This window comes from Ancylobacter terrae (genome assembly GCF_045108345.1).
GTDB lineage: Bacteria > Pseudomonadota > Alphaproteobacteria > Rhizobiales > Xanthobacteraceae > Ancylobacter.
The window spans coordinates 622,145-648,183 of record NZ_JBJGXH010000001.1 but is presented as its reverse complement, the minus strand read 5'-3'; the positions used below and the strand labels follow the sequence as shown (position 1 = coordinate 648,183).

The 26,039-nt window shown below is 69.9% G+C and carries 26 protein-coding genes and 1 riboswitch; of the genes, 14 read left to right on the top strand and 12 right to left on the bottom strand.

Annotation, left to right across the window (positions count from 1 at the left end; all coding sequences use genetic code 11):
• Positions 1-19: 19 nt before the first annotated feature.
• Together ACEUEL_RS03030 and ACEUEL_RS03025 are read left to right on the top strand one after the other, a co-directional pair.
• The gene (locus ACEUEL_RS03030) at positions 20-589 is read left to right on the top strand and encodes a DUF1134 domain-containing protein (RefSeq protein ID WP_405702017.1); all 570 of its coding nucleotides are present in this window, start codon (positions 20-22) and stop codon (positions 587-589) included.
• Between the two features lie 135 nt (positions 590-724).
• On the top strand, positions 725-1,975 hold the full coding sequence (locus ACEUEL_RS03025) for a coiled-coil domain-containing protein (RefSeq protein WP_405702015.1): 1,251 nt from the start codon (positions 725-727) through the stop codon (positions 1,973-1,975).
• Positions 1,976-2,110: 135 nt separating this feature from the next.
• On the opposite strand, the gene ACEUEL_RS03020 is transcribed toward ACEUEL_RS03025, so the two are convergent.
• On the bottom strand, positions 2,111-2,809 hold the full coding sequence (locus tag ACEUEL_RS03020) for a DUF2865 domain-containing protein (RefSeq protein ID WP_405702014.1): 699 nt from the start codon (positions 2,807-2,809) through the stop codon (positions 2,111-2,113).
• 292 nt (positions 2,810-3,101) lie between these two features.
• Here ACEUEL_RS03020 and ACEUEL_RS03015 point away from each other — a divergent pair, with 292 nt between their 5' ends.
• The gene (locus ACEUEL_RS03015; RefSeq protein WP_405702011.1) at positions 3,102-4,457 is read left to right on the top strand and encodes an NAD(P)H-dependent oxidoreductase; all 1,356 of its coding nucleotides are present in this window, start codon (positions 3,102-3,104) and stop codon (positions 4,455-4,457) included.
• Positions 4,458-4,662: 205 nt separating this feature from the next.
• Here ACEUEL_RS03015 and ACEUEL_RS03010 read toward each other — a convergent pair whose 3' ends face one another.
• The 6 genes from ACEUEL_RS03010 to ACEUEL_RS02985 all read right to left on the bottom strand — a co-directional run bounded on the left by ACEUEL_RS03010 (position 4,663) and on the right by ACEUEL_RS02985 (position 10,445).
• Complete coding sequence (locus tag ACEUEL_RS03010) at positions 4,663-5,268, bottom strand: thiamine phosphate synthase (RefSeq protein WP_405702009.1); 606 nt, start codon at positions 5,266-5,268, stop codon at positions 4,663-4,665.
• 11 nt (positions 5,269-5,279) lie between these two features.
• Positions 5,280-6,086, bottom strand: coding sequence for a thiazole synthase (locus ACEUEL_RS03005; RefSeq protein ID WP_405702007.1), 807 nt, complete (start codon positions 6,084-6,086; stop codon positions 5,280-5,282).
• Positions 6,087-6,336: 250 nt separating this feature from the next.
• Complete coding sequence (gene thiS / locus ACEUEL_RS03000; protein WP_405702004.1) at positions 6,337-6,534, bottom strand: sulfur carrier protein ThiS; 198 nt, start codon at positions 6,532-6,534, stop codon at positions 6,337-6,339.
• Positions 6,512-7,558 carry a glycine oxidase ThiO gene (thiO, locus tag ACEUEL_RS02995; protein WP_405706536.1) on the bottom strand — a complete coding sequence of 349 codons (1,047 nt, stop codon included), beginning with the start codon at positions 7,556-7,558 and terminating at the stop codon, positions 6,512-6,514. Before thiO ends, thiS begins: the two co-directional genes overlap by 23 nt.
• A gap of 34 nt (positions 7,559-7,592) precedes the next feature.
• Positions 7,593-7,716, bottom strand: a riboswitch (TPP riboswitch).
• A 63-nt stretch (positions 7,717-7,779) separates the two neighbouring features.
• Positions 7,780-10,101, bottom strand: coding sequence for an MHYT domain-containing protein (locus ACEUEL_RS02990; RefSeq protein WP_405702002.1), 2,322 nt, complete (start codon positions 10,099-10,101; stop codon positions 7,780-7,782).
• Positions 10,102-10,247: 146 nt separating this feature from the next.
• Positions 10,248-10,445 carry a DUF3008 family protein gene (locus ACEUEL_RS02985; protein ID WP_405702000.1) on the bottom strand — a complete coding sequence of 66 codons (198 nt, stop codon included), beginning with the start codon at positions 10,443-10,445 and terminating at the stop codon, positions 10,248-10,250.
• A 179-nt stretch (positions 10,446-10,624) separates the two neighbouring features.
• Here ACEUEL_RS02985 and ACEUEL_RS02980 point away from each other — a divergent pair, with 179 nt between their 5' ends.
• Complete coding sequence (locus tag ACEUEL_RS02980; RefSeq protein ID WP_405701998.1) at positions 10,625-11,347, top strand: phosphatase PAP2 family protein; 723 nt, start codon at positions 10,625-10,627, stop codon at positions 11,345-11,347.
• 10 nt (positions 11,348-11,357) lie between these two features.
• On the opposite strand, the gene ACEUEL_RS02975 is transcribed toward ACEUEL_RS02980, so the two are convergent.
• Positions 11,358-11,636 carry a hypothetical protein gene (locus tag ACEUEL_RS02975; RefSeq protein WP_405701996.1) on the bottom strand — a complete coding sequence of 93 codons (279 nt, stop codon included), beginning with the start codon at positions 11,634-11,636 and terminating at the stop codon, positions 11,358-11,360.
• A 295-nt stretch (positions 11,637-11,931) separates the two neighbouring features.
• On the opposite strand from ACEUEL_RS02975, the gene ACEUEL_RS02970 reads away from it, so the two are divergent.
• Positions 11,932-12,522: a TetR/AcrR family transcriptional regulator gene (locus ACEUEL_RS02970; RefSeq protein WP_405701994.1), complete on the top strand. Its 591-nt coding sequence runs from the start codon at positions 11,932-11,934 to the stop codon at positions 12,520-12,522.
• A gap of 16 nt (positions 12,523-12,538) precedes the next feature.
• On the opposite strand, the gene mdoH is transcribed toward ACEUEL_RS02970, so the two are convergent.
• Entirely contained in the window at positions 12,539-14,347 is a 1,809-nt protein-coding gene (gene mdoH / locus ACEUEL_RS02965; RefSeq protein WP_405701993.1) for a glucans biosynthesis glucosyltransferase MdoH, read from the bottom strand.
• A 149-nt stretch (positions 14,348-14,496) separates the two neighbouring features.
• On the opposite strand from mdoH, the gene ACEUEL_RS02960 reads away from it, so the two are divergent.
• From ACEUEL_RS02960 to ACEUEL_RS02945, 4 genes are read left to right on the top strand one after another with little or no spacing between them, the layout of a single operon-like run.
• On the top strand, positions 14,497-15,483 hold the full coding sequence (locus tag ACEUEL_RS02960; protein ID WP_405701991.1) for a zinc-dependent alcohol dehydrogenase: 987 nt from the start codon (positions 14,497-14,499) through the stop codon (positions 15,481-15,483).
• Positions 15,484-15,530: 47 nt separating this feature from the next.
• Positions 15,531-15,932 (top strand): 6-pyruvoyl trahydropterin synthase family protein, encoded by a 402-nt coding sequence (locus ACEUEL_RS02955; protein WP_405701990.1) that lies wholly within the window; start codon positions 15,531-15,533, stop codon positions 15,930-15,932.
• Entirely contained in the window at positions 15,925-16,989 is a 1,065-nt protein-coding gene (locus tag ACEUEL_RS02950) for a glycosyltransferase family 4 protein (protein ID WP_405701988.1), read from the top strand. The genes ACEUEL_RS02955 and ACEUEL_RS02950 overlap by 8 nt, the downstream gene beginning before the upstream one ends.
• Positions 16,986-17,807, top strand: coding sequence for a hypothetical protein (locus tag ACEUEL_RS02945; RefSeq protein ID WP_405701986.1), 822 nt, complete (start codon positions 16,986-16,988; stop codon positions 17,805-17,807). The genes ACEUEL_RS02950 and ACEUEL_RS02945 overlap by 4 nt, the downstream gene beginning before the upstream one ends.
• Here ACEUEL_RS02945 and ACEUEL_RS02940 read toward each other — a convergent pair.
• The gene (locus ACEUEL_RS02940; RefSeq protein WP_405701984.1) at positions 17,760-18,482 is read right to left on the bottom strand and encodes a RibD family protein; all 723 of its coding nucleotides are present in this window, start codon (positions 18,480-18,482) and stop codon (positions 17,760-17,762) included. The genes ACEUEL_RS02945 and ACEUEL_RS02940 overlap by 48 nt on opposite strands.
• Positions 18,483-18,785: 303 nt before the next feature.
• Between ACEUEL_RS02940 and ACEUEL_RS02935 the strand changes: the two genes are divergently transcribed.
• The 3 genes from ACEUEL_RS02935 (at position 18,786) to ACEUEL_RS02925 (ending at position 21,119) form a co-directional block, all read left to right on the top strand.
• Entirely contained in the window at positions 18,786-19,331 is a 546-nt protein-coding gene (locus tag ACEUEL_RS02935; protein ID WP_405701981.1) for a cytochrome b, read from the top strand.
• A gap of 150 nt (positions 19,332-19,481) precedes the next feature.
• Positions 19,482-20,414 carry a ring-cleaving dioxygenase gene (locus ACEUEL_RS02930; RefSeq protein WP_405701979.1) on the top strand — a complete coding sequence of 311 codons (933 nt, stop codon included), beginning with the start codon at positions 19,482-19,484 and terminating at the stop codon, positions 20,412-20,414.
• 81 nt (positions 20,415-20,495) lie between these two features.
• A complete protein-coding gene (locus ACEUEL_RS02925; RefSeq protein WP_405701977.1) occupies positions 20,496-21,119 on the top strand; it encodes an alpha/beta hydrolase in 624 nt (207 codons plus the stop codon).
• Positions 21,120-21,121: 2 nt separating this feature from the next.
• On the opposite strand, the gene hutC is transcribed toward ACEUEL_RS02925, so the two are convergent.
• Positions 21,122-21,844, bottom strand: a complete 723-nt coding sequence (hutC, locus tag ACEUEL_RS02920) for a histidine utilization repressor (protein ID WP_405701975.1) — start codon at positions 21,842-21,844, stop codon at positions 21,122-21,124.
• A complete protein-coding gene (locus ACEUEL_RS02915) occupies positions 21,841-23,196 on the bottom strand; it encodes a formimidoylglutamate deiminase (RefSeq protein ID WP_405701972.1) in 1,356 nt (451 codons plus the stop codon). Before ACEUEL_RS02915 ends, hutC begins: the two co-directional genes overlap by 4 nt.
• A gap of 99 nt (positions 23,197-23,295) precedes the next feature.
• On the opposite strand from ACEUEL_RS02915, the gene hutI reads away from it, so the two are divergent.
• Positions 23,296-24,504 carry an imidazolonepropionase gene (hutI, locus tag ACEUEL_RS02910; protein WP_405701971.1) on the top strand — a complete coding sequence of 403 codons (1,209 nt, stop codon included), beginning with the start codon at positions 23,296-23,298 and terminating at the stop codon, positions 24,502-24,504.
• Positions 24,501-26,036 carry a histidine ammonia-lyase gene (gene hutH / locus ACEUEL_RS02905; protein WP_405701969.1) on the top strand — a complete coding sequence of 512 codons (1,536 nt, stop codon included), beginning with the start codon at positions 24,501-24,503 and terminating at the stop codon, positions 26,034-26,036. Before hutI ends, hutH begins: the two co-directional genes overlap by 4 nt.
• The last annotated feature ends 3 nt before the right edge of the window (positions 26,037-26,039 follow it).

The following is a 26,039-nucleotide window of genomic DNA, read 5'->3' as shown; positions in this document are numbered from 1 at the left end:
AACAAACGCGAGACCGCCCATGACGACCTTGCGCTCCTTCCTCGCCTGCCTCGTCCTCATCGCCGCCCCCCTGCTCGCCGCGCCCGCCAGCGCCCAGCAGCAGCCCGGCGCCTATTCGACGGACGAACTGGTCAACAAGGGCCACGGCTTCTTCGGCGAGGTCTCGCGCGGTCTGGCGCTGTCGATCGAGAAGGCCGTGTCGAAATGGGGTCAGCCCAACGGCTACATCCTCGGCCAGGAGGGCTCCGGCGCCTTCGTCGGCGGCCTGCGCTACGGCGAGGGCACGCTCTATACCCGCAACGCCGGCGACATGAAGGTGTTCTGGCAGGGCCCGACGCTCGGCTGGGACTTCGGCGGCGACGGCGCCCGCACCATGATCCTCGTCTACAATCTCGGCTCGATAAACGACATCTTCCGCCGCTTCGGCGGCATTTCCGGTTCGGCCTATTTCGTCGCCGGCTTCGGCATGACGGCGCTGGCCAACGACCCGATGGTGGTGGTACCGATCCGCTCCGGCGTCGGCGTTCGCCTCGGCGCCAATGTCGGCTACCTCAAGTTCACGCCCACCGCGACGTGGAACCCCTTCTGAGCCCGGCCCTCCGGCCGGTTCCCGCCCGCCCGCGCCGCGCCGTTAACCCGGCATTGCCGGAGGCCGCGGTAAGGTTATTGTTGGGGTCCGCGGGCATGGGGCGGGGCGAATGACCGGGCGAAGCGAGAGCGTCGCATGATCGAAGCGATCATGTTCTTCCTGATCGGCTTTCTGGTGGCGAGCCTGCTGGCTCTGCTGGTGCTGCCGGCCGTCTGGCGTCGGGCGGTGCGGCTCACCACCAAGCGCATCGAGGGCGCGATTCCGGTCTCAATGGCCGAGATCCAGGCCGACAAGGACCAGTTCCGCGCCGATTTCGCCATGCAGGCCCGGCGCCTCGAACTCAACATCGACACCCTGACCGAGCAGACAGCCCGCCAGGCCGGCGAACTCGCCGTGCGCGCCGAGGCGATCGGCCGGCTGGAGAGCGAGAGCCGCGCCCGCGCCGAGCGCGTCGCCGCGCTCGAGACGAGCGAGGCCGCCGCGCTGGACGAACTGCGCGCCACCGCCGCGGACCTCGGCCAGCGCACCCAGGCGCTGGAGGAAACCCGCGCCCGCCTCGCCGAGCGCGAGGCCGCCCTGCGCGAGACCCACGCCCATCTCGACGAGCAGACCTCGCTCGCCCAGAGCCGGCAGATCGACATCGTCGCCCTCACCACCCAGCGCGACATGCTGCGCGACCGTGGCACCGAGCTCGACCGCGACCTCAACGCCACCCGCGCCAGGCTGGAAGAAACCCGCACCCAGCTCGCCGATACGGTGGCGCGCCATGCCGCCGCGCATGAGCGCGCCGAGAGCCTCGCCGCCAGCCTCGCCACCACCGAATCGGCGCTGGCCGAAACCCGCACCCGCGCCGAGACGCTGGCCCGCGACCTCGTGACCTGCGAGACCGAGCTCGGCCGGCTGGACGTGCTGATGGCCGCCAACGCCGCCACCCTCGCCGCCAACGAGAGCGAGATTTCCCGCCTGCTGGGCGAGACGTTGGAGCTGCGCCAGACCTCCGAGACCGACACGCGCCGCTTCAGCGACACGCTGGAGATGTTCCGCGCCGAGAAGGCGATGCTGGAGGACGCCCTCGTGCAGCTGCGCGGCGAGCGCGGCCGGCTGCACGCCGCCATCGTCGCAGACGGCGCCGAGGCGATCGCCGCCGGCGGCGCCGTGGACGATGACGCCTTCCTGCGCGAGCGCATCAGCGATGTCGCCGCCGAAGTCGCCCGCCTCACCGCCGCGCTGGAAGGCCCGGCCTCGCCGATCAACGGCCTGCTGGCGGGCAATGATGCCACCGCCCCCTCGGGCGACTGGCGGGAGGGGGCGCCTTCGCTCGCCGACCGCATCCGCGCGCTGCAGTCGCGCGGCGCCGCCGCCCTGCACGGCAACGCGGCGGAATAGGCGGCCGTCGAAGGTCGACGGGTCGGCGCGCGCCAAGGCGTGTTACCGCCGGCCCGGCGATCGGGAAGATCTCGATATATTTGATATTAAACGCTTATCCCCGCAAGATTGCGGCTGACCCGTGCGCGGCTCGCGCTACGGCGCGACGCCCGAGGCGACCTCGATCGCCTCGATCTGCCGGCGGGTGGCGACCGGCAGCCGGCCGTCGGCACGAGCGGGCGTGAAGTCGCGCTCGCGGTGCGGCAGCACGCTGTCGCCGCGGAACACCTTGATGCCGCTCGCCGTCACCACCATGTCGCCCGGCTTCAGCGTCGGGTCGTCCATGATGTCGAGCGACGCCATGCCGAGCGTCGCCGCGTCGTTGCAGCGGCAGGAGGGGTCGATGCTGGTGCGGTAGGCATAGGCGTTGGTCATCGCCTTGTAGGCCTGCCCGTCGCGGCTGACGGCGGCGTCGATCCCGGCCGAGCGGTCATGCGAGACATAGACCCGCGTTTCCGCCGCCGGGCAGAAGCTCTGGCAGCGCTCCACCGCCGTGCGGTTGTCGCTCGGCGCGACGCCGGACAGCGGGAAATAGCGCCCGTCGCAGGTGCGCACGCAATAGGCGACGGTGCCGCCCCCGCCGAAGCGCGGCGTCACGGTGATCGACAGGCCGGTATCGTAGGTCGGCGGCTGATAGCGCGGGATCTGCGGCGGCGGCGCCACCATGCGCGGGCGCAGCCAGTCGCCGCGCAGGAAGCTGACGAAGGGGTTCTCCGCCAGCGCCGGCGTCGCGAGCGCGCCGCTTCCCGCGAGCATCACCGCCGCCAGTCCCAGACGCGAACGCGTTCCCATCATCCCGGTCCCCTGATCCCCACCACTCTGGCACAGTCGCCGCCACACGAAACGCACGACTTCGCCACTTGGTTTCCACAATCTTGGCGATTTCCGCTGAACCCGGCCGCAATGCCAGGTTCATCACCCGTTCATCGCACCCGCCCCTTCCCGCAACGCGCACGCGCTTTTGCCGTTCCGCCCGCCGGTACCGCTTGCTAGCCTCGCCGCGCTGCCCCTGCGGGAGGCGGCGCGCCGGCCCCGCGCCGGCACGACGGGCGGCCGCGCCAACGGTCCGCCGCAACGGGAGGACGGCATGAACCTTCACCGCAAGCTGCTCGAGCGCGAGGCGGGCGGCAACCGGCTGCGCGTCGGCGTCATCGGCGCCGGCAAGTTCGGCACCATGTACCTGTCGCAGGCGCGCAGGACGCCGGGCATCCATCTGGTCGGCCTGGTCGACCTCTCCCCCGCGAGGGCGCGCGAGGCACTCGCCGCCACCGGCTGGCCGGCCGAGCGCTACGGCGCGCCGAGCCTCGCGGAAGCCGCCCGCACCGGCGCCACCTTCGTCGGTGACGACGCCGACGCGCTGATCGACAGCGCCCATGTCGACATCATCGTCGAGGTCACCGGCAATCCGCCGGCGGCGGTGCGGCACATGCTGCGCGCCTTCGCCGCCGGCAAGCATGTCGTCAACGTCACCGTCGAGGCCGATGCCTTCTGCGGGCCGCTGCTGGCGCGCCGGGCGGCGGAGGCGGGCGTCGTCTACAGCCTCGCCTATGGCGACCAGCCGGCGCTGATCTGCGACCTCGTCGACTGGGCCCGCACCGCCGGGCTCGACGTGGTCTGCGCCGGGCGCGGCCACAAATGGCTGCCGCACTTCGCCGATTCCACCCCCGACACGGTCTGGGAGCATTACGGCCTGAGCGCCGAACAGGCCCGCCTCGGCGGCCTCAACCCGCAGATGTTCAATTCCTTCCTCGACGGCTCCAAGCCGGCCATCGAGAGCGCGGCGGTGTGCAACGCCACCGGCCTCATCCCCCCGCCGCACGGCCTCGAATACCCGCCGAGCTCGCTGACGACGATCCCCCATGTCTGCCGCCCGCGCCGCGAGGGCGGCCAACTCCACGCCAAGGGGCAGGTCGAGGTGCTGTCCTCGCTGGAGCGCGACGGCCGCCCGATCGACGACAACATCCGCTGGGGCGTCTTCGTCGTGTTCGAGGGCGATACCGACTATGTCCGCCGCTGCTTCGGCGAATACGGCATGATCACCGACCCCTCCGGCCGCTACGGCGCGCTCTACAAGCGCTGGCACCTGATCGGGCTGGAGCTCGGCATCTCCGTCGCCGCGGTCGGCCTGCGCGGCGAGGCGACCGGCACGGCAACCGGCCATCGCGCCGACGCGATCGCCATGGCCAAGCGTGACCTCAAGCCCGGCGAGATGCTCGACGGCGAAGGCGGCTACACCGTCGTCGGCACGCTGATGCCGGCGCAGGCGAGCCTCGCCATGCGCGCCTTCCCGCTCGGCCTCGCCCACAAGGTGAAGCTGCTCCGGCCGGTGGCGAAGGGCATGGCGCTGAGCTGGGACGATGTCGAGGTGGACGAGGGCGCGGAGGCGGTGACGCTGCGCCGCGAGATGGAGTCGCTCTTCGCCGAGCCGGCCTCGGCGGGCTGAACCGCCGCCGGGTCGCGGGTACGGGCCGCGACCTGCTCACCGCCTGTCCGGCAACGCCTTTAGAGCACTGTCATCCCGGCGGAGCCGCAGGCTTCGAGCCGGGATCGCGTACCAGGATCCCGGCGCGATCCCGGATACGGCCTCCGGCCGTTGCGGGATGACGCGGGTGGAGGCGTTTCCCCAACGGGTCTTCGAGTAAAGCGCCTCACGCCCGCGACTGGGTGAGGTCCAGCCACTGCCGCGCGCGCAGCTCGGGGCGCGGGTTCAGCAGCACGTCGGTGACCACGGCGACGCTGTCCGCCCCCGCCTCGAAGGCACCCACCGCCCGCTCCACGGTGAAGCCGCCGATCGCCACCAGCGGGATGTCGCCGATCCGCTGCTTCCACGCGGTGATCCGCTCCAGCCCCTGCGGCCCGAACCGCATCTGCTTGAGGATGGTCGGGTAGATCGGCCCCAGCGCGATGTAATCGGGATCGGCCTTCAGCGCCGTATCGAGCTCGCCCTCGTCATGGGTGCTGATGCCGAGCTTGACCCCGGCGCGGCGGATGGCATCGAGATCGGCCTCGACGAGGTCTTCCTGGCCGAGATGGACGAAATCGCAGCCCTCCTCGATCGCCAGCCGCCAATAGTCGTTCACGACGAGCTGGGCGCCATAGCGCGCGCAGGCATCCTTCGCGGCACGGATCTCGGCGCGCAGCACGGCATCATCGAGGTCCTTGGCGCGCAGCTGCACCAGCTTCACGCCCTGCGGCAGCAGGCGGGGCAGCCACGAGGTGCGGTCGACGATCAGGTAGAACGGATCAAGCTTCATCGCGGCTTCGCTCATTCACCCAGCATGGCCCGGCCCATTACCGGCGTCGAGGGCGCCGCCATGTCGCGGCTCTCCATCGGATCGGCGAGGAACGCCTCGCGCCCAGCCTCGATGGCGCGGGCGAAGGCGCGGGCCATGCGGGCGGGCTCGCCCGCCTTGGCCACCGCCGTATTGAGCAGGATGGCGTCATAGCCCATCTCCATCGCCGCCGCGGCGTGCGAGGGCAGGCCGATGCCGGCATCCACCACCAGCGGAATGCCCGGGAAATGCGCCCGCATCGAGCGCAGGCCATAGGGGTTGTTCAGCCCCCGGCCGGAGCCGATCGGCGCCCCCCACGGCATCAGCACCTCGCAGCCGGCCGCCACCAGCTTCTCGGCCACGACGAGATCCTCGGTGGTGTAGGGAAACACCTGGAAACCGTCGCGGTTCAGGATGCGCGCCGCCTCGACCAGGCCGAACACGTCCGGCTGCAGCGTGTCGTCCTCGCCGATCACCTCCAGCTTGACCCAGGGCGTATCGAACAGCTCGCGCGCCATCTCGGCGGTGGTCACCGCCTCCTTCACGCTCTTGCAGCCCGCCGTGTTGGGCAGAACCTTGACGCCGAGGTCGCGGATGAGCTGCCAGAAGCTCTGCCCGGCCTTGGAGGCGCCCGACTCCCGCCGCAGCGAGACGGTGACGATCTCCGCGGCCGACGCGCGGATGGCGTCGGCAAGGATCGCCGGCGAGGGATATTGCGCCGTGCCCAGCAGCAGGCGCGAGCCGACGCTGGTGCCGTAGACCTCCAGCCGGTCGGGGGATGTGGTCGTCAACGCATCCATCTCAGCCTCCCTTGTTCCGAGCGCCGGTTCGCCGACATGGTCGCGAACGGCGGACGCCGGCTGCGTCCTTCGAGGCCCGGACGCTGTCCGGGCACCTCAGGATGACGCGGTTTGAGCTCTGCAAATTCGTCGTCATGCACCGTCCTCGTCATGCTGAGGTGCCGGCCATGGGCCGGCCTCGAAGCACGCATGGCCGCGCCGCATCGCCCGAGCGGCATCCTCCGGCGCGACGCGGCGTTCGCCACCCATCTCACCCGCCCTGCATCGGCGCGAGGATCTCGATGCGATCCCCCTCGCCGATCGGCGTCTGCGCCCGGCGCGGGGCGCGGACCATGGTTCCGTTCAATGCGGTAGCCACCACCGCGCCCTCGAAGCCGAGCTCGGCGAGGAGGTCGGCGAGAGTGGGCGCCCGCGTCTGCGCGTCCTCACCATTCACGACGATCTTCATCCATCACCTCCGGGAAATGCGCCCCGTCGAACGCCACGGCCGCCGCGCGGCGGGCGAGCGCCGGCGCCGCGAGGAAGCCGTGGCGGTAGAGCCCGTTCACATGGATGGTCCGGCCGCGCCGGCGGATGCGCGGCAGGTTGTCCGGGAAGGCCGGGCGCACATCGGCGCCGATCTCCACCACCTCCGCCTCGCCGAAGGCCGGGTGCAGCGCATAGGTCGCCGACAGGAGCTCCATCAGCGAGCGCCCGGTGACCCGGCCGCGCTCGTCATTCTCGATCGAGGTCGCCCCGATCATGAAATGCCCGTCGCCGCGCGGCACGATGTAGACCGGGATGCGCGGGTGCAGCATGCGCACCGGGCGGGAGAGCCGGATGTCGCGCGAATAGAGCACGAGCATCTCGCCCTTCACCCCGCGCAGGTCGGCCAGCGTGTCGCGCGCGGCGAGGCCGCGGCAGTCGACGATGACGTCGGCGTCATCGTCGTTCGCATCGGTCTGACCGCACTGATCGTCCACCTCACTGCACTGACCATCCACCGCCTCGGTGAGGTAGCGCAGGTCGACGCGATACTCGGAAACGAGCTTCTCGGTGAGCGCCGCCAGCGCCTTGCGGGGCTCGAGATGCGCCTCGGTGGGGAAGAACAACCCCTGCTCGAACCGCCCCTCGAGGTCCGGCTCCAGCGCCGCGAGGCGCGCGCCGTCGATCGCCTCGAAATGCGAGGTGCGGCGGGAAAAGCGTTTGAGATCAGGTAGATCGCGGGCCGGCGCCAGCACCAGGCTGCCATTCGTCGGCACATCCGGCACGCTGTCCCGCCAGTAGTCGAGCGATTCGAGACCCAGCTCGACGATGAGCGGCTCGGCGCTCTCGCGCTCGCACCAGGGCGCCAGCATGCCCCCGGCATACCAGGAGCAGCCCCGGCCGGAGCCGGAATTGCGTTCGATTACGGTGACGTGCGCCCCGCGGCGGGCAAAGGCGTGGGCGCAGGTGAGACCGGCGACGCCGGCGCCGATGATGCGCACGCGCATCGCGTTCGGCGTTGCGCCGGTTCGGTCAAGCTGTTGATCTGACATGCATTCCTCCCTCCGCCAGTCCGAGCTGGATCAGGTTCGAAGGGTCGCCATGCCGCGATCGCGTCGCGCCGATGGCCTCTCAGCCTCCTGTCGAGGCTCCCCCGGATGCCGTTGATATAGTGGCTCCCGGGCCCGCTGTCACCGCCGTGTCGACAACATATCGTCCGTGGTTCTGCTTATCCGCTCCCCAGCCGCGGCGGCAGGTTGACCACATTGGTCGCCCCGCGCCGGCGACGCTGGCACGCCGTCCTCACCGCCCGCTCCAAAGCGTCGCGGCCAAAGGGTTTTCCGAGCCGCATGAGATCGGGATCCGCCCCCTCCGGCAGTTCCGCATAGCCGGTCCCGAGCACCACGGCGAGATGCGGCCATCGCTGCCGGATCGCCGCGACGAGTTGCACCCCGGTCATCCCCGGCATCGCCTGGTCGGTCAGCACGACGTCGAAATCGCGTTTCGTTTCAAGCATATCGAGCGCCTGGCGGCCGGAGGACGCTTCGCTCACCGCGAAACCGATATCCTCCAGCATGGCAGCGGTGGCGCCGAGAACGAGCGGATCGTCGTCGACCACCAGCACCCCCAGCCGCCCCGGCTCGCCGACCTGAGACGCCATTTCCGGCTCGGTCGAGACCGCCGCGGCGGGCGGTGCGGCGGCGATCGGAAGCCAGATGTCGGCGGTGGTCCCCTCGCCGCGGCGACTGGCCAGCACCAGCCGCCCGCCGGACTGCGCGGCGAGGCCGTGCACCATGGCGAGGCCGAGCCCGGTCCCCTTTCCCACCCCCTTGGTGGTGAAGAACGGCTCCGTCGCCCGCGCCAGCGTCTCCTCGTCCATGCCGCTGCCGGTATCGCGCACACGCAGGCAGAAATAGTCGCCCGGCGGCAGGTCGCTGCCATCCTGCGGCACCGCGCCGGCCGGAACGACCTGCTCCTCGCGGGCCTCGATGATGATCGTGCCCCCCTCCGGCATGGCGTCGCGCGCGTTCACCGCGAGGTTGAGCAGGGCGAGTTCGAGCTGGTTCGCGTCGACATTCGCGCGGGGCAGGCCGAGCGGGAAGCGCGTCTCGATCCGAACCGTCGGACCGATCGATCGCCTCAGCAGATCGGCCATGCCGAGCACGAGATCCGGCACGTTGACCGGTTCGGGCTTCAGGTCCTGGCGGCGCGCGAAGGCCAGCATGCGCTGCGTCAGGGCAACGCCGCGCTGCGCCGCCTGGATGGTGTTGTCGAGCATGCGGAGCAGGCGCGAATCCTCGTTCGCCCGTTTGCGCGCGAGTTCCAGGTTACCCAGGATGACGGCCAGCAGATTGTTGAAATCATGGGCTATACCGCCCGTGAGCTGGCCCACGGCCTCGAGCTTCTGGCCCTGCCGCAGCGCCTCCTCGGCCCGCCGCCGGGCGGTGACGTCGATCAGGCCGCAATGCGACTTCACGACCCGGCCCGCCGCGTCCCGCTCCACCGTGGCGGACAGCATGCAGTCCAGCACCGCCCCCTCGCGGGTCACGAGGCGATATTCCGCATCGGTGAGTTCGCCGGTCTCCATCAGGGTCGGCCAATGGACCTCGTCCCGCATGCGCGCCGACTCGCGCGTCATGAAATCCGTCAGCGGGCGCCCGACCACCTCGTCCCGCCCATAGCCGAGCAGCGCAAGCCAGCTGTCGCTCACCTGTTCGATCCGGCCGCCCGCATCCAGAGAGTGCAGGGGAAGCGGCGTGCGCCGATAAAGATTGCGATAGCGCTCCTCGCTCGCGCGCAGGGCCGAGGCCTCGCGGGCGGCCAGCACCGCAAAGCGCCGGTCATACATGACCGCGACCGTCGCCACGAACAGGATGATGAACGTCATCGCGGCGACCGCGATCGCCAGTTCGGTCCGGTCGAACCGGGCGACCGGCTCGCTCAGTACCTCATGAGCGCCGGGCGCCGCCGTCAGCGTCAGCGCCGCCATGGCGGCGTAATGCGTGCCGGCAACCCCCAGCCCCAGCACGCCGCCCGCGAGTGCGCGGCGGTAACGCAGCCCCTCGCGGTTCACCAGCCACATCGCCGCCATGCCGGCCAGAACGGCAAGCATGACGGAGAACACCACGCCGCCCGGGTGATAGGACGTGACCGCGTCGATCTCGACCGCGCGCATGCCGATATAGTGCATGCCGGCCACGCCGAGGCCGAGCAAGGCGCCACAGGCCAGCCGAAGCCACGGGTTGGCGCGATAGCGATCGGCCAGTGCGAGAGCGGCGCCCGATACCGCAAGCGCCAGAAGCAGCGACAGCACGGTGGTGGCGGCATCGTAACTCATCGCCAACCCGACCTTGAAGGCCAGCATGGCGACGAAATGCATCGACCAGACGCCGCTGCCGAGCACGATGGCGGCGGCCAAGGTCCAGCCGAAACGGGCACGACCGCGCGCCCGCCTGACCCGGGCGCTGAGATCCAGCGCCGTATACGACGTGCAAACGGCGATCACGATGGAAAGCGCGACCAGCACCGGATCATGGTGGCCGTTGAGCATCAGGCAGCTCCGTCCCCGGATCGATCGGGGCTATCTGCCGATCGGCCGCATCTCAAGGATTTTGCATGGAATTTTGCCGAGCGGCAATGGCGGCCCTGACGAGGCAGCAGCGTAAGCGGTCCGTGCGACCGCCGTCAGGGCACGCATCACCCGCGTTTGCGGTCCGAGACATGCTGGGGCTTGCCCTTGCGCGAAGTCGACGCCAACGCCTCGAGCTGGCTCTCGCTCATGGACGCCGCCATTTCGCGCGAGGCGCCCTTGAGCTCGCTCCGCCGGGTCTCGCCCCGTTTGACGGAAAGCGCGGCTCCTGCTGCCTTCTGCTGGGCCTTGGACCGAGCCGGCATGTCTACCTCCTAGTGCAGGTAGCCCAGCAGCCAGAGGACAAGAATGATCGGCAGGGGAATACCGATGAGCCAAAGAAGTCCGCCTTTGAGCATGTTAACCTCCGTCATTGACGCGCTGGTAACACGGCGGGCATGACTTAGGTTCCCGCTCACTCATCTGTTTCGGTGCCGTCAACGCTATGAGCTTCAAGGAACGCCGTCCCAAGCCTGCGCTGATCGCGTGGATCACCGCCGAGTTCGGAACGCTGGCGGCGCTGATGAGCGCGGGCCTGGCGCTCCTCGCTTTCGCGGCCATTGCCGACGCGGTCATGGAGGGCGGCACACATCGGATCGATGAAGCGGTGCTGCGGGCGTTCCGCAATCCGGCCGATCCCGCCGATCCGCTCGGGCCGCGCTGGCTCGAGATCATGTTCGTCGACATCACCAGCCTCGGCAGCACGACCGTGCTGACGCTGATCAGCCTGGTGGTGGTCGGCTTTCTCGTCATCGAGCGCAAGCGCGCCACGGCACTGTTCGTGGTCGTCTCCATAGCGGGAGGATCGGCGCTCAGCCTCGCCCTGAAATCAGGCTTCGACCGGCCAAGACCCGACCTCGTGGCGCATCTGGTCGATGTTCACACGCTGAGCTTCCCGAGCGGTCACGCCATGCTCTCCGCCGTCACCTATCTGACGCTGGGTGCGCTGCTGGCGCGCAGCCAGCCCAACCGGCGGATCCGCATCTACATTCTGTCGGTGGCGGTCCTGCTGACCCTGACGATCGGGTTGAGCCGCATCTATCTGGGCGTCCACTGGCCGACGGACGTGCTCGCCGGCTGGTGCGTCGGCAGCGCCTGGGCGCTGCTGTGCTGGCTCGTCGCCCTCTATCTGCAACGCAAGGGCGACATCGAGGCCGACGAGCCGTAAGCGGGGATGATCAGGCCGCGCGACGCTGCGGCACGCGCGGATGCTGGGCATCGAGGCCGCAGGCCTGCGACCAGGTCAGAAACGCAACCCAGGCATCGGCCAGTTGCGGCTCGGTACGCGCCGCCCGCATCTGGGCCAGCAGCATGCCGGCATATTCGCCGAGACCATCGCCCCGCAGGGAGCGGATGAGGTCGATGGCGCATTTGAGGGAACGAACCTCGATGATCTCGGTTCCGATACGCAGGTGCAGTGGATTATCGGCACGGAAGTCGATGGCATCATCGCTCATGTGGCGTACCTCTCCCTATATGATGCGGCCGTTGCTTGTTCGCCCGGCGGCGAGTGGGCCGGTTTCTCGCCTGTGGGCCTTGATCGGCAAGTCGGCCAGGACCGACTCCACCGTTAGCCGTAACGCACGTGATCGCGATCGGTTCCAACGCGACTCGGCGAATTCTAGAATCGGATTGCGACGCGCATAACACAACCTCTCGTGACCGCCGCGCGAGCGCCATTCGTAAGCGTCCGAACTGGACGTTGGGCCGGCGCTCCATTATATAGTGATCAGTAAATTATGGAGCAAGCCGATGGCGGTGGGACGCCCGCGCGCCTTCGATATCGACGAAGCCCTCGACGAGGCCCTCCGGCTGTTCTGGCGCAAGGGTTACGAGGGCGTTTCCGTCGCCGACCTGACGCGGGAGATGAAGATCAACCCGCCGAGCCTCTATGCGGCGTTCGGCAACAAGGAACAGCTCTTCCGCAAGGCGCTCGACCGCTACAGCGAGAAGATCACCGCCTGCATGGGCGAGGCGCTGGAGGCCCCGACCGCGCGGGAATCGGTGGAGCGGCTGCTGCGGCGCACGGCCGATCGCCTCGCCGACCCGCAGACGCCCAATGGCTGCCTGATGGTCCAGGGCGCCCTGATGTGCGGCGAGGCCTCCGACCCGATCCGGCAGGAACTCACCTTGCGCCGATCGACCAGCGAGGCAGCGGTGCGCCACCGCCTCGAGCGGGCCCGTGACGAAGGCGATCTGCCGGCGGGTGTCGACCCGGCCGCCCTCGCCCGCTACATCCTCATCGTCACCGAGGGCATGTCGGTGCACGCCGCCAGCGGGGCCAGCCGCGCCGCGCTCCACGAGGTGGTCGATCTCGCCATGCGCAACTGGCCGACGCCCTAGCGCATCGCGCGGCGCCCTATCCGCCGGTCGCGGCCGGCGCGGGATCGGCGCCGCAGATGGGTGCGGAACTGTCGCCCACCCCCTCGGTCGGTGGCGGCGTGACCTCCTCCGGGATGGCGCAGAGGCCCATGGCCGCCATCCACCGGCCGAGCGCCGGGCTCGCCGTCACCACCGCCAACGGCACCGCCAGCAGCAGCCCCAGATAGATCGGAGCGGCATAGAGCGGGGCCAGGGGAGACAGCCCGGCGAGGCCGCTGGCCGCGATGCCGCCGGCGAGCGTATGCGGCCAAAAGCGCCGCGCCGCCTCGCCCCAGCCGACCCGATGGGTGTCGCGCGCCTGCGCCCCCCAGCCGACGCCACGACGCAGCAGCAGGCCGGCGATGGTCAGCGTGTGGCTCATCGCGGCGATGGGCGTCACCAGCAGAGCGAACACCGTTTCCGCGCAGAAGCCGGCCACGAAGCGCCCCGCGCCGCCGAACCCCCGCGAAGCCGCGCGGCGCGACAGCACGTCCGCCGCGGATGCCAGCTTCGGCATGAAGATGATGGCGGCCACCACCGCCAGCAGCCACGCGGCAGCATCCGGAGACAGCCAGGGCTCGGCACCGGCGCGATGGATCAACGCCTGAACCAGCAGCAAGGCCCAGATCGCCAGGAAGACCGGCGAGGCCAGGAACATCAGGATCGCCAACCCCAGCTGGACACGGCTCGTCGGCAGCAGGCCCGGCAGGTTCAGCAGCCGCAGATACTGCATGTTGCCGACACACCAGCGCATGTCGCGCCGCATGTGCTCGATCAGCGTCGGCGGGTTCTCTTCGTAGCTGCCGCCCTCCTCCGGCAGCACGCGCACGTCGAAGCCGGCCCGCCGCATCAGCACCGCCTCGACCTGATCGTGCGAGAGGATGGCGCCACCGAGAGGCGGGCGCCCCGGCAAGGCCGGCAACTCGCAATGGCGCCGGAACGGCTCGATCCGCAGCAGGGCGTTGTGGCCCCAATAGGGCCCGCAGTCGCCGTGCCACCAGGCGCTGCCGAAGGTGTAGGAGCGCATGCCGAGGCGCATGCCGAACTGGAACAGGCGCGCCAGCGGGCTGAGCGAGGGCAGCCCCACCGCCAGGCTCTGGAGAATGCCGAGCCGCGGATCGGCCTGCATGATGCGGACCATGCGAAGGATCCGCGCCGCCGACATGCGGCTGTCGGCATCCAGCACCAGCATGAAATCGGCGTCGCCGGCCTCGTGCTCGACGAACTGGCGGATGCTGCCCGCCTTGAAGCCCTCATTCCGCGTCCGGCGGCGATAGACCGGCGCCTCGGTGCCTTCGATATGAAGATCCCGCACGGCCGCCGCCTCGGCGGCTGCGATATCGGGCTGATCCGTGTCGGAAAGCACATGCAGCCGGAAGCGATCGCCCCAGGGGGTCGCGGCCAACGCGGAAAGCAGCGCCCGGGCATTGTCGAATACCCGCTCCGGTGCCTCGTTGCGCACGCAGACGAGCACGGCGGTTCGCGCGCGGATGGCCTCGTCTCCCGCGATCTGCCGCGCGGACGGACACACCAACCCCACCGGGTCGCGGGCGAACCGCATGAGCACGAAGCCGATCAGCCCGTTCCAGAATCCCATCAACGGCCACGGCAGCCAGAGCCCGAACAGCACGATCAGCAGCGCGTCGAGCAGCCCGAGGCCTCCCGGCCGCAGGGTGTGGACCATCACCGCCACCAGCACGATCCAGCTTGCCGTGACCACGGCACCGAAGACGATGCGCCGCCGCCGGACCTGACGCGCCACCCGGTCGAGGCTGGCGGACGACGCGGGCGAAGGGTTCGGCGACATGGACAGCACATCCGGTCCGGCGGTAAGCGGCACGTCTCCATTACGGGGGAAACGCGAACCCGGTTCAATCGCCAGCCGGCCCTCCCCGCAACACCATGTCGCGATCGCCCGAAGCCGTGGCATGGTGGGATGCCAGCCCTGGAGCCGAGATGCCGTCCAGTCCCTCGTCGCCCGCCTCCGCCCGCGCCTACTGGACCATCGCCCCCCGACGGGGCGAGATCCGCCTGGAGGATCTGCAGGTTCCCGCCGCCGGCCAGGTCCTCGTCGAAACGCTCTATAGCGGCGTCAGCCGTGGCACCGAGCGGATGGTATTCGCGGGCGAGGTACCGCAAAGCGAATGGGCGCGCATGCGCGCGCCGCATCAAGGCGGTGAGTTCCCGTTTCCGGTCAAATACGGCTATGCGGCCGTGGGCCGGGTCCTGGAAGGGTCCTCCGACCTCAAGGGCCGCACGGTATTTGCGCTCCACCCCCATCAGGATCGTTTCGTCCTTCCCGGCGAGGCGGTGTTTCCGCTTCCCGACCACATCTCCCCGGCACGCGGCGTGCTCGCCGCCAACATGGAGACGGCGCTGAACGCGCTGTGGGATTCCGGGGCCGCGCCGGGTGATCGCATCGCGGTGGTCGGCGCCGGCGCAGTCGGGGCGCTGGTGGCCTTCCTGGCCGGCCGCCTTCCGGGCGCGGAAACCACGCTGATCGATGTCGATCCCGGCCGCGCCGCTCTCGCGCGGCAGCTCGGCGTCGGCTTCGCCCTGCCGGCGGACGCGCCCGGCGACGCCGATGTGGTGTTTCATGCCAGCGGCCGGGGCGAGGGCCTGCGCACCGCTCTGTCGCTCGCCGGCGACGAGGCGCGCATCGTCGAGTTGAGCTGGTATGGCGACAGCGATGTCACCCTCGCGCTCGGCGGCGCGTTTCATTCCGGGCGCCTGACCCTCGCATCCAGCCAGGTCGGCCGCGTGTCGCCCGGGCATCGGCTGCGCTGGTCTCACCGTCGCCGTCTGGCGAAGGCCGTCGACCTGCTGGCCTCGGATTGCCTCGATGCCCTGCTGGGTCCGCCGGTGCGGTTTGCCGACCTGCCCGACCGCATGGACGAGCTGCTGAAATCGCGCGCCCCCTGTCCGCTCGTCGTCTATGACTGATCCGTCACAGGCCCGGCGCGTATTGCAATCGATGACAGGAGCCGCCCATGTTTGCCGTCGAGGTTCGCGATCACATCATGATCGCCCACTCCTTCCGGGGCGCGGTGTTCGGTCCAGCACAGGCGCTGCACGGCGCGACCTTCGTGGTGGATGTGGCGTTCTACCGGGCGGATCTGGATGAAGACGGCATCGTTGTCGATATCGGCCTCGCCACCGAAGCCCTGAAGGCGACGCTGGCCCCGCTGAATTATCGCAACCTCGACGACCTTCCCGAGTTCGCCGGCCGCAACACCACCACCGAATTCCTGGCGCGGCACATTCACGGTCGCATCGCCGCCGCCATCCGCGAGGGCCGGCTGGGCGACGGCGCCCTGGCGGTGGAACGTCTCAAGGTGAGCCTGCACGAGAGCCATGTCGCGCGGGCATGGTACGAGGCCGACCTTGGCTGATCGCTCGCTCGCCTTCGCGATTCCCGGCGATATCGAGCGCCCGACCGGTGGCTATGGCTACGACCGCCGGCTCATCGCGGAGTTGCGGGCGACGGGCTGGACCGTCACTCATGTGCCGCTGCCGGACCGATTTCCGGAGCCGACAGCGCAGGATCGCGCCGCTTCCTTGGCCGCACTCGGGCAGCGCCCCAAGGGCGAGCCGCTGCTGATCGATGCACTGGCCTTTGCGGTGATGGAGGTGGAAGCCCCGATTCTGGCTCGCGAACGCCCGCTTGTCGCGCTGGTCCATCATCCGCTCGCGCTCGAACGCGGCCTCAGCCCCGCGCGTGCCGAAGCGTTTCGCCGCTCGGAGCGCGCGGCGCTGGCCCATGCCCATGCGGTCGTCGTGACCAGCCCGGCGACCGCCACGACGCTGATCGCCGAGTTCGCGGTGCCGGAATGCCTGATCACCGTCGCGGTGCCCGGAACCGACCCCGTGGCCCAGGCGACGGGCTCGACAGGCCCGACGGTGCGCCTTGTCACGGTCGGCTCGCTGGTGCCGCGCAAGGGGCATCTGGACCTGATCGCGGCGCTCTCGACGCTGCGCCATCTCGATTGGCGGCTCGAACTGATCGGCGACCCGACGCTTGACCCCGGCCACGCCACGGCGGTGGCCGAAGCGATCGCCGGGGCCGGCCTGTCGGAGCGGATCGAGCTGGTCGGCGCCCTCGCCCGGGACCAGCTGGAAACGCGCTACCGCGCCGCCGATATCTTCGCCCTCGCCTCGCATTACGAGGGCTACGGCATGGCCTATGCGGAGGCGATCGCGCACGGGTTGCCCGTGGTCGGCACCACGGGTGGAGCGATCGCCGATACGCTGGGCGACGCCGCCGAACTGGTCACGCCCGGCGATGTCGATGCCCTGGCCACCACCCTCGCCCGACTGATCGGCGATCGCACTCACCGCACCGACCGGTCGGTAATCGCGCGCACCGCCGCCCACCGCCTCCCGAACTGGCGGGCGACCGCCGATGCTGTCGCCGGTGCCGTGATCGGCGCTGCGGAGCGCCGGATATGAGCGGCTTTTCAGCAGGCTGGCTCGCTCTGCGCGAACCCGCCGACCGCGCCGCGCGCAACGGAACGATTGTCGCGCACCTTGCCGAACGGCTGGAGGGCCGGACGGGAATCACCATTGTCGATCTCGGTGCCGGAACCGGTGCGAGCCTGCGCGCGCTGGCACCGTGCCTTCCAGGCCCGCAGAGCTGGCGGCTGCTCGATCTTGATCCCGACCTCCTGGCGCATGCGCTCGCCTGCGCCGGAAACATCTCCGACCGCGACGGCCGGCCGGTGAGGGTCGCCACCCGAGCAGTCGATTTATCGGGCCCCCTCTGGCAGGACGAACTGGAAGGCGCCGACCTCGTCACGGCCTCGGCGCTGCTCGATCTCGTCGACACAGCCTTTCTGGAGCGGCTTGCCGCCGCCTGCCGGACGCATGACGCAGCGTTCTACGCGGCCCTTACCGTCGACGGCCGCCTCGGTTGCCATCCCGCCGACCCCATGGACGAGGCGATCTTCGCAGCGTTCAACGCGCATATGCGACGGGACAAGGGAGTCGGCCCGGCCCTGGGACCGGGTGCGGCCGCCGCCGCCGGGGCGATATTCCGGGCGCAGGGATGGCATGTCGAAATCGCCGCCGCCGACTGGCGGGTCGCTTCCGCATCACACCGGGCGCTGGCCTCCGACCTCGTCGACGGATGGGTGGACGCTGTCGCGGAAATGGCCGTCCTCGATCCCGCCGCGCTCGCGCAATGGCATCGCCGCCGGCAGGTCGAGATCGTCGCAGGCGAGCTACGCCTCGACGTCGGCCATCTGGACCTGCTCGCCATGCCGGCGTGACCCGCCGAAATCGCAGTCGAACAGCACGTCGCCGCCCAGCGGGAACAACCGGGTCGCCGGGCGAAGCCGTTCGGCGAGGCTGCGCTCCTGGGTAAGGCAGATGCCCGTCGGCCCGTCGCCGAGCAGCACGGGCGCGACGATCAGGTGCAACCGATCCAGCGCGCCGGCGTCGATGAAGCGCGAGACCGTGCGAGCCCCGCCTTCGACCAGGATGCGCCTCAGTCCGGCGTCAGACAGCGCGGCGACGATGGCGTGCGGGGCGAAGCCCGCCTCGGGGAGCGGAAGGCGGATCACCTCCACGCCGTCCGGCAGGCAGGGCGCCGCATCCTCGCCGATCACGACGATCCTGCGGACGCCGTCGTCGCGAAACAGCCGCAGCGAGGCCGGAACCCGCCCGCCGGGATCGATCACGACCCGAGCCGGGCTGCTTCCTTCCACCCGCCGCACGTCGAGGCCGGGATCGTCCGTCACCGCGGTCGAGGCACCGATCAGAACGGCATCGACCACCGATCGCAGCCGGTGCAGGTGGTCGAGCCCCTCGCAACCGTTGATATACTTGGATTCGCCCGTCGCCGTCGCGATGCGCCCGTCAAGCGACTGGCCGAACTGGCCGATCACCAGCGTCCGGTCGCGCGACGCCCCGACGATCGGCCCGAATATCCCGTCATCCTTCAAGCGGGGCGCGACACCGGAGCAAAGGGCTTCGTGGATGGCACGCCATTCCCGCGCGCTCGAATCCCCCCTTCCGCTCGCCTCATCGAATGGTATCAAGCTGCGCTGGCCCGCCCCCGTCCACGACGACACTAGACTCTCGCGACTGGGCATTCGAGGCAAAACCTGACCCTTAGCGATCACGAAAAATAGATGCCGACAAACAGTTGAACTGCCTGTTTGTTCCATACGATCCTCGGTGCCAGCCAGTTCACCTCGGTTTGGACGCCGCTCTTGACATGTCCGGAGCGCCACGGAGGGAGGAGCATGCCGCGAGCCCCGGATATCCCTGCCGGCTATCGACGCCCGGCGCGTCTGTTGCACTGGCTGATCGCGATCATCGTCATCGGCCTCATCCCGGTCGGCATCACCATGGGCAATCTCGATGGCGGCCCGCTACAGGATCGCCTGTACGACCTGCACCGCTCCTTCGGCTTCACCGTGCTGGTCCTCGCGGCGCTGCGTCTTGCCTATCGGCTCAGCCACACCCCACCGCCGCTGCCCGCGTCCGTGCCGGCCCCCCTGCGTGTCGCCGCTGGCGTCGTGCATGCGACGATGTATGCGCTGCTGCTCGCCACGCCGATCATCGGCTGGCTGGCGACCAATGCCTATGGCGCACCGATCAGCGTGTTCGGCCTGTTCGAACTGCCGGTGCTCGTCGCCAAGAACGAGGCGACCGCCGATGTCCTCTTCGCCATCCACCGCGCGCTCGGTCTCGCCTTCGGCGCGCTGATCCTTCTGCATGTGGGCGCCGCCATCGGCCACGCGCTGGTGTTCCGCGACGGGGTTCTGCACCGCATGTGGCCGCCATGATCCGCTGCACTTTCGCACCCACGCAAAAGACTAAGACAGACAAGCAAGTCAGGCTTGCATGGATGCACTGTCTCCGCGCTGGCAATCGCCGGTAGGAGGCGTATCTCTCGGTGCAACGCGGGGCGGTCGCCCTGCCCGGGAGACAAGACAATGCGCAGCTATGGCATTCACCACATCACCGCGATCGCGGGCCCCGCGCGTCGCAACGTCGACTTCTACACGAAGACGCTCGGCCTTCGGCTCGTCAAGAAGACCGTCAACTTCGACGACCCCGGCACTTATCATCTCTATTACGGCAACGAGGGCGGTGCGCCCGGCACGATACTGACCTTCTTCCCGTGGGAACATGCCGCCCCCGGCCGCCTCGGCGTCGGCGAGACGCAGGAGACCGTCTTCCGCGTGCCGGAAGGCGCAATCGGCTACTGGCTGCACCGCCTCGTCGAGAAGGGTGTCGCCCATGAGCCGGTGGCCCACCGCTTCGGCGAGACCGTGGTCGCGCTCAAGGATCCCGACGGCATGCGCCTCGCCCTCGTCGCGGTGCCCGGCATCGACGGCGAGCCGGCGTGGGATAATGGCGAGATTCCGGTCGAGCACGCCATCCGCGGCTTCCACAGCGCCAGCCTGCTGGTTGCCGATACCGCACCGACCGGGGCGATCCTGACAGACATCTTCGGTTTCGCCGAAATCGCCCGCGAGGGAACCTTGGTGCGCTATGCGGCACCGGATACGGCGATCGGCGGCATCATCGATCTGCGCGACGCCGGCAATTTCCTCGCCGGCCGGTCGGGCACCGGCACGGTGCACCACATCGCCTTCCGTGCCGGCGACGACGCCGACCAGGAGCGCATGATGGCGCGGCTCGTCGAGAACCACGGCATCCGAACCACGGAACAGCGGGACCGGAACTACTTCCGCTCCGTCTACTTCCGCGAGCCCGGACGCATCCTGTTCGAGATCGCGACCGACCAGCCCGGCTTTGCCGTGGACGAGCCGGTCGAGAGCCTGGGCCAGGGGCTGAAGCTGCCGTCCTTTCTCGAGGCGCGCCGTGCCGAGGTCGAGGCGATCCTGCCGAGTGTGGCCTGATGCCCCGACGGCCCGTCGTCGCTCCCGTGCCGCTGCGGCCGGGGGCGGCCCCTTCCTTAACGATGAACTCGGAGGCCGGTCATGACCGATCTTGCTGAGCTTTCCTTCCTCCACCGCTTCGAGCGGCCCGCCGATGCGAAGGGCCGGCCGCTGCTCCTCCTGCACGGCACGGGCGGCGACGAGAACGATCTCCTGCCGCTGGGCCGCAGGATCGCGCCGCACGCCCCGCTGCTCTCTCCGCGCGGCAAGGTGCTCGAAGGCGGCATGCCGCGCTTCTTCCGCCGCCTGCGCGAAGGCGTGTTCGACGAGGCCGATGTCCGCTTCCGGGCGGCCGAACTCGCCGATTTCGTCGCGGAGGCAAGCGCGGCGCATCAGCTCGGGGCACCGATCGCGGTCGGCTTCTCGAACGGCGCCAACATCGCCGCGGCCTTGCTAATGCTCCACCCTGGAGTGCTGGCGGGCGCGGTGCTGCTGCGGGCCATGGTGCCGCTGCAGGAACCGCCGGTCGCCGACCTTTCCGGCACGCCGGTGCTGCTGCTCTCGGGCGGGACGGACCCGATCGTACCGGCCTCGAACGCCGCCCGCCTCGCCGCGCAATTGACGGCAGCAGGCGCGCAAGTGGATCACCGGACGCTGCCGGTCGGGCACCAACTGTCGCAGGCCGATCTCACCCTCGCCCGCGAGTGGATTGCCGCGAGGGGCTGACGTCAGGGCGAGAACCGGGCGACGAGGTGGTAGACGTCGCCGCGGAAGATCTGCCGCACGAAGGTGATGGTCGAGCCCGACCGCCAGGTCCGGCGCTCGACCATCAGACAGGCCGCCCCCGGCTGGATGGCGAGCCGTTCCGCCCGGCCGGCATCCGCGTTGATCGCGGTCACCCGGTGCTCTGCCTCGGTCCACGGCACATGCCCGAGCAGCCAGGAGCCGGCCGGCACCACGCCGAAATCGACCCCGGCCGCGTCCGGCACCGTCTTCAGGCTGATCACCCGCTCCTCCAGGGCGAAGGGGCGGCCATTGGCGATGTGGCGGCAGGTGAGGTCGAGCAGCCTCTCGCCGGTCACCATGGCGGCCTCGGCCGCATCCTGCCGCGTCGCCCGGCGCTCGCGGCGCGCCAGCAGTTCGAGCGCATATTCCTCGCCCCGCGCCCGCACTTCCGCCGGGATGTCGGGGATTTCCAGCACCGCCGATTGCAGCCGCGGCTGGGCGACGAAGGTGCCGGCCCGCCGGCGCCGTTCGATCAGTCCGGCCTCCACCAGCGCCGACATGACCTTGTTCACGGTCATGCGGGCGCAGCCATACTGCGCCATCAATTCGTGCTCGAACGGCACCCGGTGTCCGGGCGGCCAGGCTCCGGAGAGGATTTTCTCCTCGATATCGGCGCGAATGCGCTGGTTGAGCGTCTGGACCGGCTCGCGCTCCTCGAGGCTCATGCCAGCACTTTCCGCACCGCCGCACGGAAGCGCTCCGCCACCATGCCGCGTGCGCGGTGGCGGCCGCCCTCCACCAGCTTGACGCCGCGGCGCCAGACGCAATCCACCAGATTTCCCCTCGCCGCGAAGATCCAGCTGTCGAGCACCGCGTCGCCCGTGCGGGAGAACAGTGCGGGGTGGCTGGAATCGAGGCTCAGCATATCAGCGGGCGCCCCTTCGACCAGCCCGGCCGGCGCCCCCAGCGCCTGCGCGCCGCCGGCCAGCGCCGCGTCGAACAGCTCGCGGCCGGTCGAGCGGCCTTCGCCGGCGGCCATCACGTTGCGGGCGCGCAGGGACAGGCGCTGGGAATATTCCAGCGTGCGCAGTTCCTCGGCCGCGTGGACCAGCACGTTGGAATCACTGCCGATTCCGTAGCGTCCACCATCCCGGGCGAACCGTTCGGCCGGAAAGATGCCATCACCCAGATTGGCCTCGGTGATCGGGCAGAGCCCCACTACCGCGCCGCTCGCCACCATGCGCGCACTCTCGGCTTCGGTGACATGGGTGGCGTGAATGAGGCACCAACGCTCATTTACCTCAGCGCTGTCATAGAGATAGCTGACCGGACGGGTGCCGCTGAAGGCAACGCAGTCGTCGACCTCCTTCACCTGCTCGGCGACGTGGATATGCACCGGGCCATCGCCCGCGAGCGGCAGGATGGCGGTGATCTCCTCCGCCGTCGCGGCACGCAGACTATGCGGGGCGATGCCGACCACGGCGTCCGGGAGGATCGCCACGGCCGCGCGGCTGGCCTCCATGAGCCGGCCGAAACCGCTCACATCATTGATGAATCGCCGCTGTCCGTGGGTGGGTGCCTGTCCGCCGAAGCCGCCATGGGCATAGAATACCGGCAGTAGTGTCAGGGCGATGCCGGTCTCCTGCGCCGCGGAGGCGATGCGGGCGCCGAGTTCGCCAATATTGTCATAGGCTTGCCCGTCGCGATCGTGATGGAGGTAGTGGAACTCGCCGACGCGGGTGAAGCCCGCCTCCAGCATCTCGACATAGGCCTGCGCGGCGATCGCCTCGACGTCCTCCGGGTCCATCCGGTCGACGAAACGGTACATGATGTCCCGCCAGGTCCAGAAGCTGTCACCGCTCGGGCCGCGCCGTTCGGCGAGCCCGGCCATGCCGCGCTGGAACGCGTGGCTGTGCAGATTCGGCAGTCCCGGCAAGGCGATAGCGTGGCGCTCCAACGCCCAGGACGGCTCCGCGCCGCGCTCGATGCGGGCGATCCGCCCATCCTCGACATCGATGCCCACCCCATGCGCCCAGCCGTCGGGGAGCAGGGCGGAGCCGAACCAAATATGCGTCATTCCCACTCTCCCACGCCTCGGGGCTCTGGACAGCAACGTCCATTATGTATAGACATTATCCACGCCCCTGCCAATGGCCCCCACACCTCGGATAACGCCATGCAACGCTGCGACCGGATCTGGCGAAACGCAAGGATTGCGACGCTTTCGCCCGAGCGCGAGGGGCTCGGCATCATCGAGAACGGCTTCATCGCCGCCCGCGACGGGCGCATTGTGGCAATGGGTAGTCAGGCCGATGAGGTGGATTGTCAGGCCGATCGGACCGATGAGTGCGACGGGCGCTGGATCACCCCCGGCCTGATCGACTGTCACACCCATCTCGTCCACGGCGGCAACCGCGCGCCCGAATTCGAGCTGCGCCTGAAGGGCGCCTCCTACGAGGAAATCGCCCGGGCGGGCGGCGGCATCGTCTCCACCATGAAGGCCACGCGGGCGGCGAGCGAGGCCGAGCTGGTCGCGAGCGCCCTTCCCCGCCTCGACGCGCTCATCGCCGAGGGCGTCACCACGGTCGAGGTCAAGTCCGGCTACGGCCTCGCCCTCGATGCGGAGATGAAGAGCCTTTCCGCCGCCCGGGCGCTGGCCCGCCACCGCGAGGTCGGCGTCCTCACCACCTTCCTCGGCGCCCACGCGCTGCCACCGGAGTTCGGCGGCGACAAAGACGCCTATATCGACGCCGTCGCCGGCGCGATGCTGCCCGCCATCGCGGCCGAGGGCCTCGCCGACGCGGTCGATGCCTTCTGCGAGGGGATCGCCTTCTCCCCCGAACAGGTCGCCCGCGTGTTCGAGGCCGCCCGCACCTATGGCCTGCCGGTGAAGCTGCACGCCGACCAGCTCTCGAACCTGCACGGCGCCCGCCTCGCCGCCGATTTCGGCGCGCTCTCAGCCGACCACCTCGAACACACCGACGAGGAAGGCGCCATCGCCATGGCGAGCGCCGGCACGGTGGCGGTGCTGCTGCCGGGCGCGTTCTACTTCATCCGCGAGACCAAGGTGCCGCCGGTCGCGCTGTTCCGCCGCCACGGCGTTCCCATGGCGCTCGCTACCGACAATAATCCGGGCACCTCGCCGCTGACCTCGCTGCTGCTGACCATGAACATGGCCGCGACCCTGTTCCGCATGACCGTCGAGGAATGCCTCGCCGGCGTCACCCGCGAGGCCGCGCGGGCCCTTGGCCGCCAGGGCGACATCGGCACGCTGGAGGTCGGCAAGAGCTGCGATCTCGCCATCTGGGACATCGAGAGCCCGGCCGAGCTTGTCTACCGCATGGGATTCAACCCGCTGCATGCGCGGGTGTGGAGGGGAAAATGAGCGATATCGTCCTCGAGCCCGGCGCCGTCTCGCTCGCCGAGTGGCGCGCCATCTATCGCGGCGCCAGCGCCCGCCTCGATCCGGCCTGCCTGCCGGGCGTGGAGCGCTCGGCCAAGGCGGTGGCCGACATCCTTGCGAAAGGGGAGCCCGTCTACGGCATCAATACCGGCTTCGGGAAGCTCGCCACGGTGCGGATCGGCGATGCCGACCTCGCCACGCTCCAGCGCAACATCGTGCTCTCCCACGCCGCCGGCGTCGGCGAGCCGATGCCCGTCCCGGTCGCCCGGCTGATGATGGCGCTGAAGCTCGCCAGCCTCGCGCAGGGCGCCTCCGGCATCGCGCCGGCGACGCTCAAGCTGCTGGAGGCCATGCTGGCGAAGGGGCTGACGCCGGTGGTGCCCTGCCAGGGCTCGGTGGGCGCCTCGGGCGACCTCGCGCCCCTGTCGCACATGACCGCGACCATGATCGGCGTCGGCGAGATCTTTGCCGGCGGCGCCCGCCTGCCCGCCGAGGTGGCGTTGCGCGATGCCGGGCTCGCGCCGGTCACGCTCGGCCCCAAGGAAGGGCTGGCGCTGCTCAACGGCACCCAGTTCTCCACCGCCAACGCGCTGGCCGGCCTGTTCGAGGCGGAGAACCTCTACAAATCCGCCCTCGTCACCGGCGCGCTCTCCACCGACGCCGCGCGCGGCTCCGACACCCCGTTCGATCCGCGCATCCACCGCTTGCGCAAGCATCGCGGCCAGATCGAGACGGCGGATGCGCTGCGCGCACTCATGGCCGGCTCGGCGATCCGCGCCTCGCACCTCGTCGGCGACGAGCGGGTGCAGGATCCCTATTGCCTGCGCTGCCAGCCGCAGGTGATGGGCGCCGCGCTCGACGTGCTGCGCCAGGCCGCGAGCACGCTGGAGACCGAGGCCAACGGCGTCTCCGACAACCCGCTGATCTTCCCCGAGGCCGGCGAAGCCCTTTCCGGCGGCAATTTCCACGCCGAGCCGGTCGCCTTCGCCGCCGACATGATCGCCTTGGCCGTGTGCGAGATCGGCTCGCTGGCCGAGCGCCGCATAGCCATGCTGGTCGACCCGGCGCTGTCGGGCATGCCGGCCTTCCTGACGCCGAAGCCCGGGCTGAACTCCGGCTTCATGATCCCGCAGGTCACCGCCGCCGCGCTGGTCTCGGAGAACAAGCAACGCGCCTATCCGGCCAGCGTCGATTCCATCCCCACCTCCGCCAATCAGGAGGACCACGTCTCCATGGCCGCGCACGGCGCCCGCCGGCTGCTGGCGATGGTCGAGAACGCCGTGGCGGTGGTCGGCATCGAATATCTGGCCAGCGCGCAGGGCTGCGATTTCCATGCGCCGCTCGCCTCCTCGCCGGTGCTGGAGAAGGCCCGCGCGCTGCTGCGGGCGGACGTCCCCCATCTCGACGACGACCGCCACTTTTCACCGGATATGGAAGCCGCCAACGCCTTCGTGCGCTCCGGCGCCCTCGCCGGGCTGGCGGGCGGGATGCTGCCGACGATCTCCGGGGAGTGAGAT

What these genes read in the sequence shown, in the direction of transcription:
- ACEUEL_RS03030 (WP_405702017.1), top strand. Translation starts at nt 20, where the DNA reads ATGACGACCTTGCGCTCCTTCCTCGCCTGCCTCGTCCTCATCGCCGCC.
- ACEUEL_RS03025 (WP_405702015.1), top strand. Translation starts at nt 725, where the DNA reads ATGATCGAAGCGATCATGTTCTTCCTGATCGGCTTTCTGGTGGCGAGC.
- ACEUEL_RS03020 (WP_405702014.1), bottom strand. Translation starts at nt 2,809, where the DNA reads ATGATGGGAACGCGTTCGCGTCTGGGACTGGCGGCGGTGATGCTCGCG.
- ACEUEL_RS03015 (WP_405702011.1), top strand. Translation starts at nt 3,102, where the DNA reads ATGAACCTTCACCGCAAGCTGCTCGAGCGCGAGGCGGGCGGCAACCGG.
- ACEUEL_RS03010 (WP_405702009.1), bottom strand. Translation starts at nt 5,268, where the DNA reads ATGAAGCTTGATCCGTTCTACCTGATCGTCGACCGCACCTCGTGGCTG.
- ACEUEL_RS03005 (WP_405702007.1), bottom strand. Translation starts at nt 6,086, where the DNA reads ATGGATGCGTTGACGACCACATCCCCCGACCGGCTGGAGGTCTACGGC.
- thiS (WP_405702004.1), bottom strand. Translation starts at nt 6,534, where the DNA reads ATGAAGATCGTCGTGAATGGTGAGGACGCGCAGACGCGGGCGCCCACT.
- thiO (WP_405706536.1), bottom strand. Translation starts at nt 7,558, where the DNA reads ATGCGCGTGCGCATCATCGGCGCCGGCGTCGCCGGTCTCACCTGCGCC.
- ACEUEL_RS02990 (WP_405702002.1), bottom strand. Translation starts at nt 10,101, where the DNA reads ATGCTCAACGGCCACCATGATCCGGTGCTGGTCGCGCTTTCCATCGTG.
- ACEUEL_RS02985 (WP_405702000.1), bottom strand. Translation starts at nt 10,445, where the DNA reads ATGCCGGCTCGGTCCAAGGCCCAGCAGAAGGCAGCAGGAGCCGCGCTT.
- ACEUEL_RS02980 (WP_405701998.1), top strand. Translation starts at nt 10,625, where the DNA reads ATGAGCTTCAAGGAACGCCGTCCCAAGCCTGCGCTGATCGCGTGGATC.
- ACEUEL_RS02975 (WP_405701996.1), bottom strand. Translation starts at nt 11,636, where the DNA reads ATGAGCGATGATGCCATCGACTTCCGTGCCGATAATCCACTGCACCTG.
- ACEUEL_RS02970 (WP_405701994.1), top strand. Translation starts at nt 11,932, where the DNA reads ATGGCGGTGGGACGCCCGCGCGCCTTCGATATCGACGAAGCCCTCGAC.
- mdoH (WP_405701993.1), bottom strand. Translation starts at nt 14,347, where the DNA reads ATGTCGCCGAACCCTTCGCCCGCGTCGTCCGCCAGCCTCGACCGGGTG.
- ACEUEL_RS02960 (WP_405701991.1), top strand. Translation starts at nt 14,497, where the DNA reads ATGCCGTCCAGTCCCTCGTCGCCCGCCTCCGCCCGCGCCTACTGGACC.
- ACEUEL_RS02955 (WP_405701990.1), top strand. Translation starts at nt 15,531, where the DNA reads ATGTTTGCCGTCGAGGTTCGCGATCACATCATGATCGCCCACTCCTTC.
- ACEUEL_RS02945 (WP_405701986.1), top strand. Translation starts at nt 16,986, where the DNA reads ATGAGCGGCTTTTCAGCAGGCTGGCTCGCTCTGCGCGAACCCGCCGAC.
- ACEUEL_RS02935 (WP_405701981.1), top strand. Translation starts at nt 18,786, where the DNA reads ATGCCGCGAGCCCCGGATATCCCTGCCGGCTATCGACGCCCGGCGCGT.
- ACEUEL_RS02930 (WP_405701979.1), top strand. Translation starts at nt 19,482, where the DNA reads ATGCGCAGCTATGGCATTCACCACATCACCGCGATCGCGGGCCCCGCG.
- ACEUEL_RS02925 (WP_405701977.1), top strand. Translation starts at nt 20,496, where the DNA reads ATGACCGATCTTGCTGAGCTTTCCTTCCTCCACCGCTTCGAGCGGCCC.
- hutC (WP_405701975.1), bottom strand. Translation starts at nt 21,844, where the DNA reads ATGAGCCTCGAGGAGCGCGAGCCGGTCCAGACGCTCAACCAGCGCATT.
- ACEUEL_RS02915 (WP_405701972.1), bottom strand. Translation starts at nt 23,196, where the DNA reads ATGACGCATATTTGGTTCGGCTCCGCCCTGCTCCCCGACGGCTGGGCG.
- hutI (WP_405701971.1), top strand. Translation starts at nt 23,296, where the DNA reads ATGCAACGCTGCGACCGGATCTGGCGAAACGCAAGGATTGCGACGCTT.
- hutH (WP_405701969.1), top strand. Translation starts at nt 24,501, where the DNA reads ATGAGCGATATCGTCCTCGAGCCCGGCGCCGTCTCGCTCGCCGAGTGG.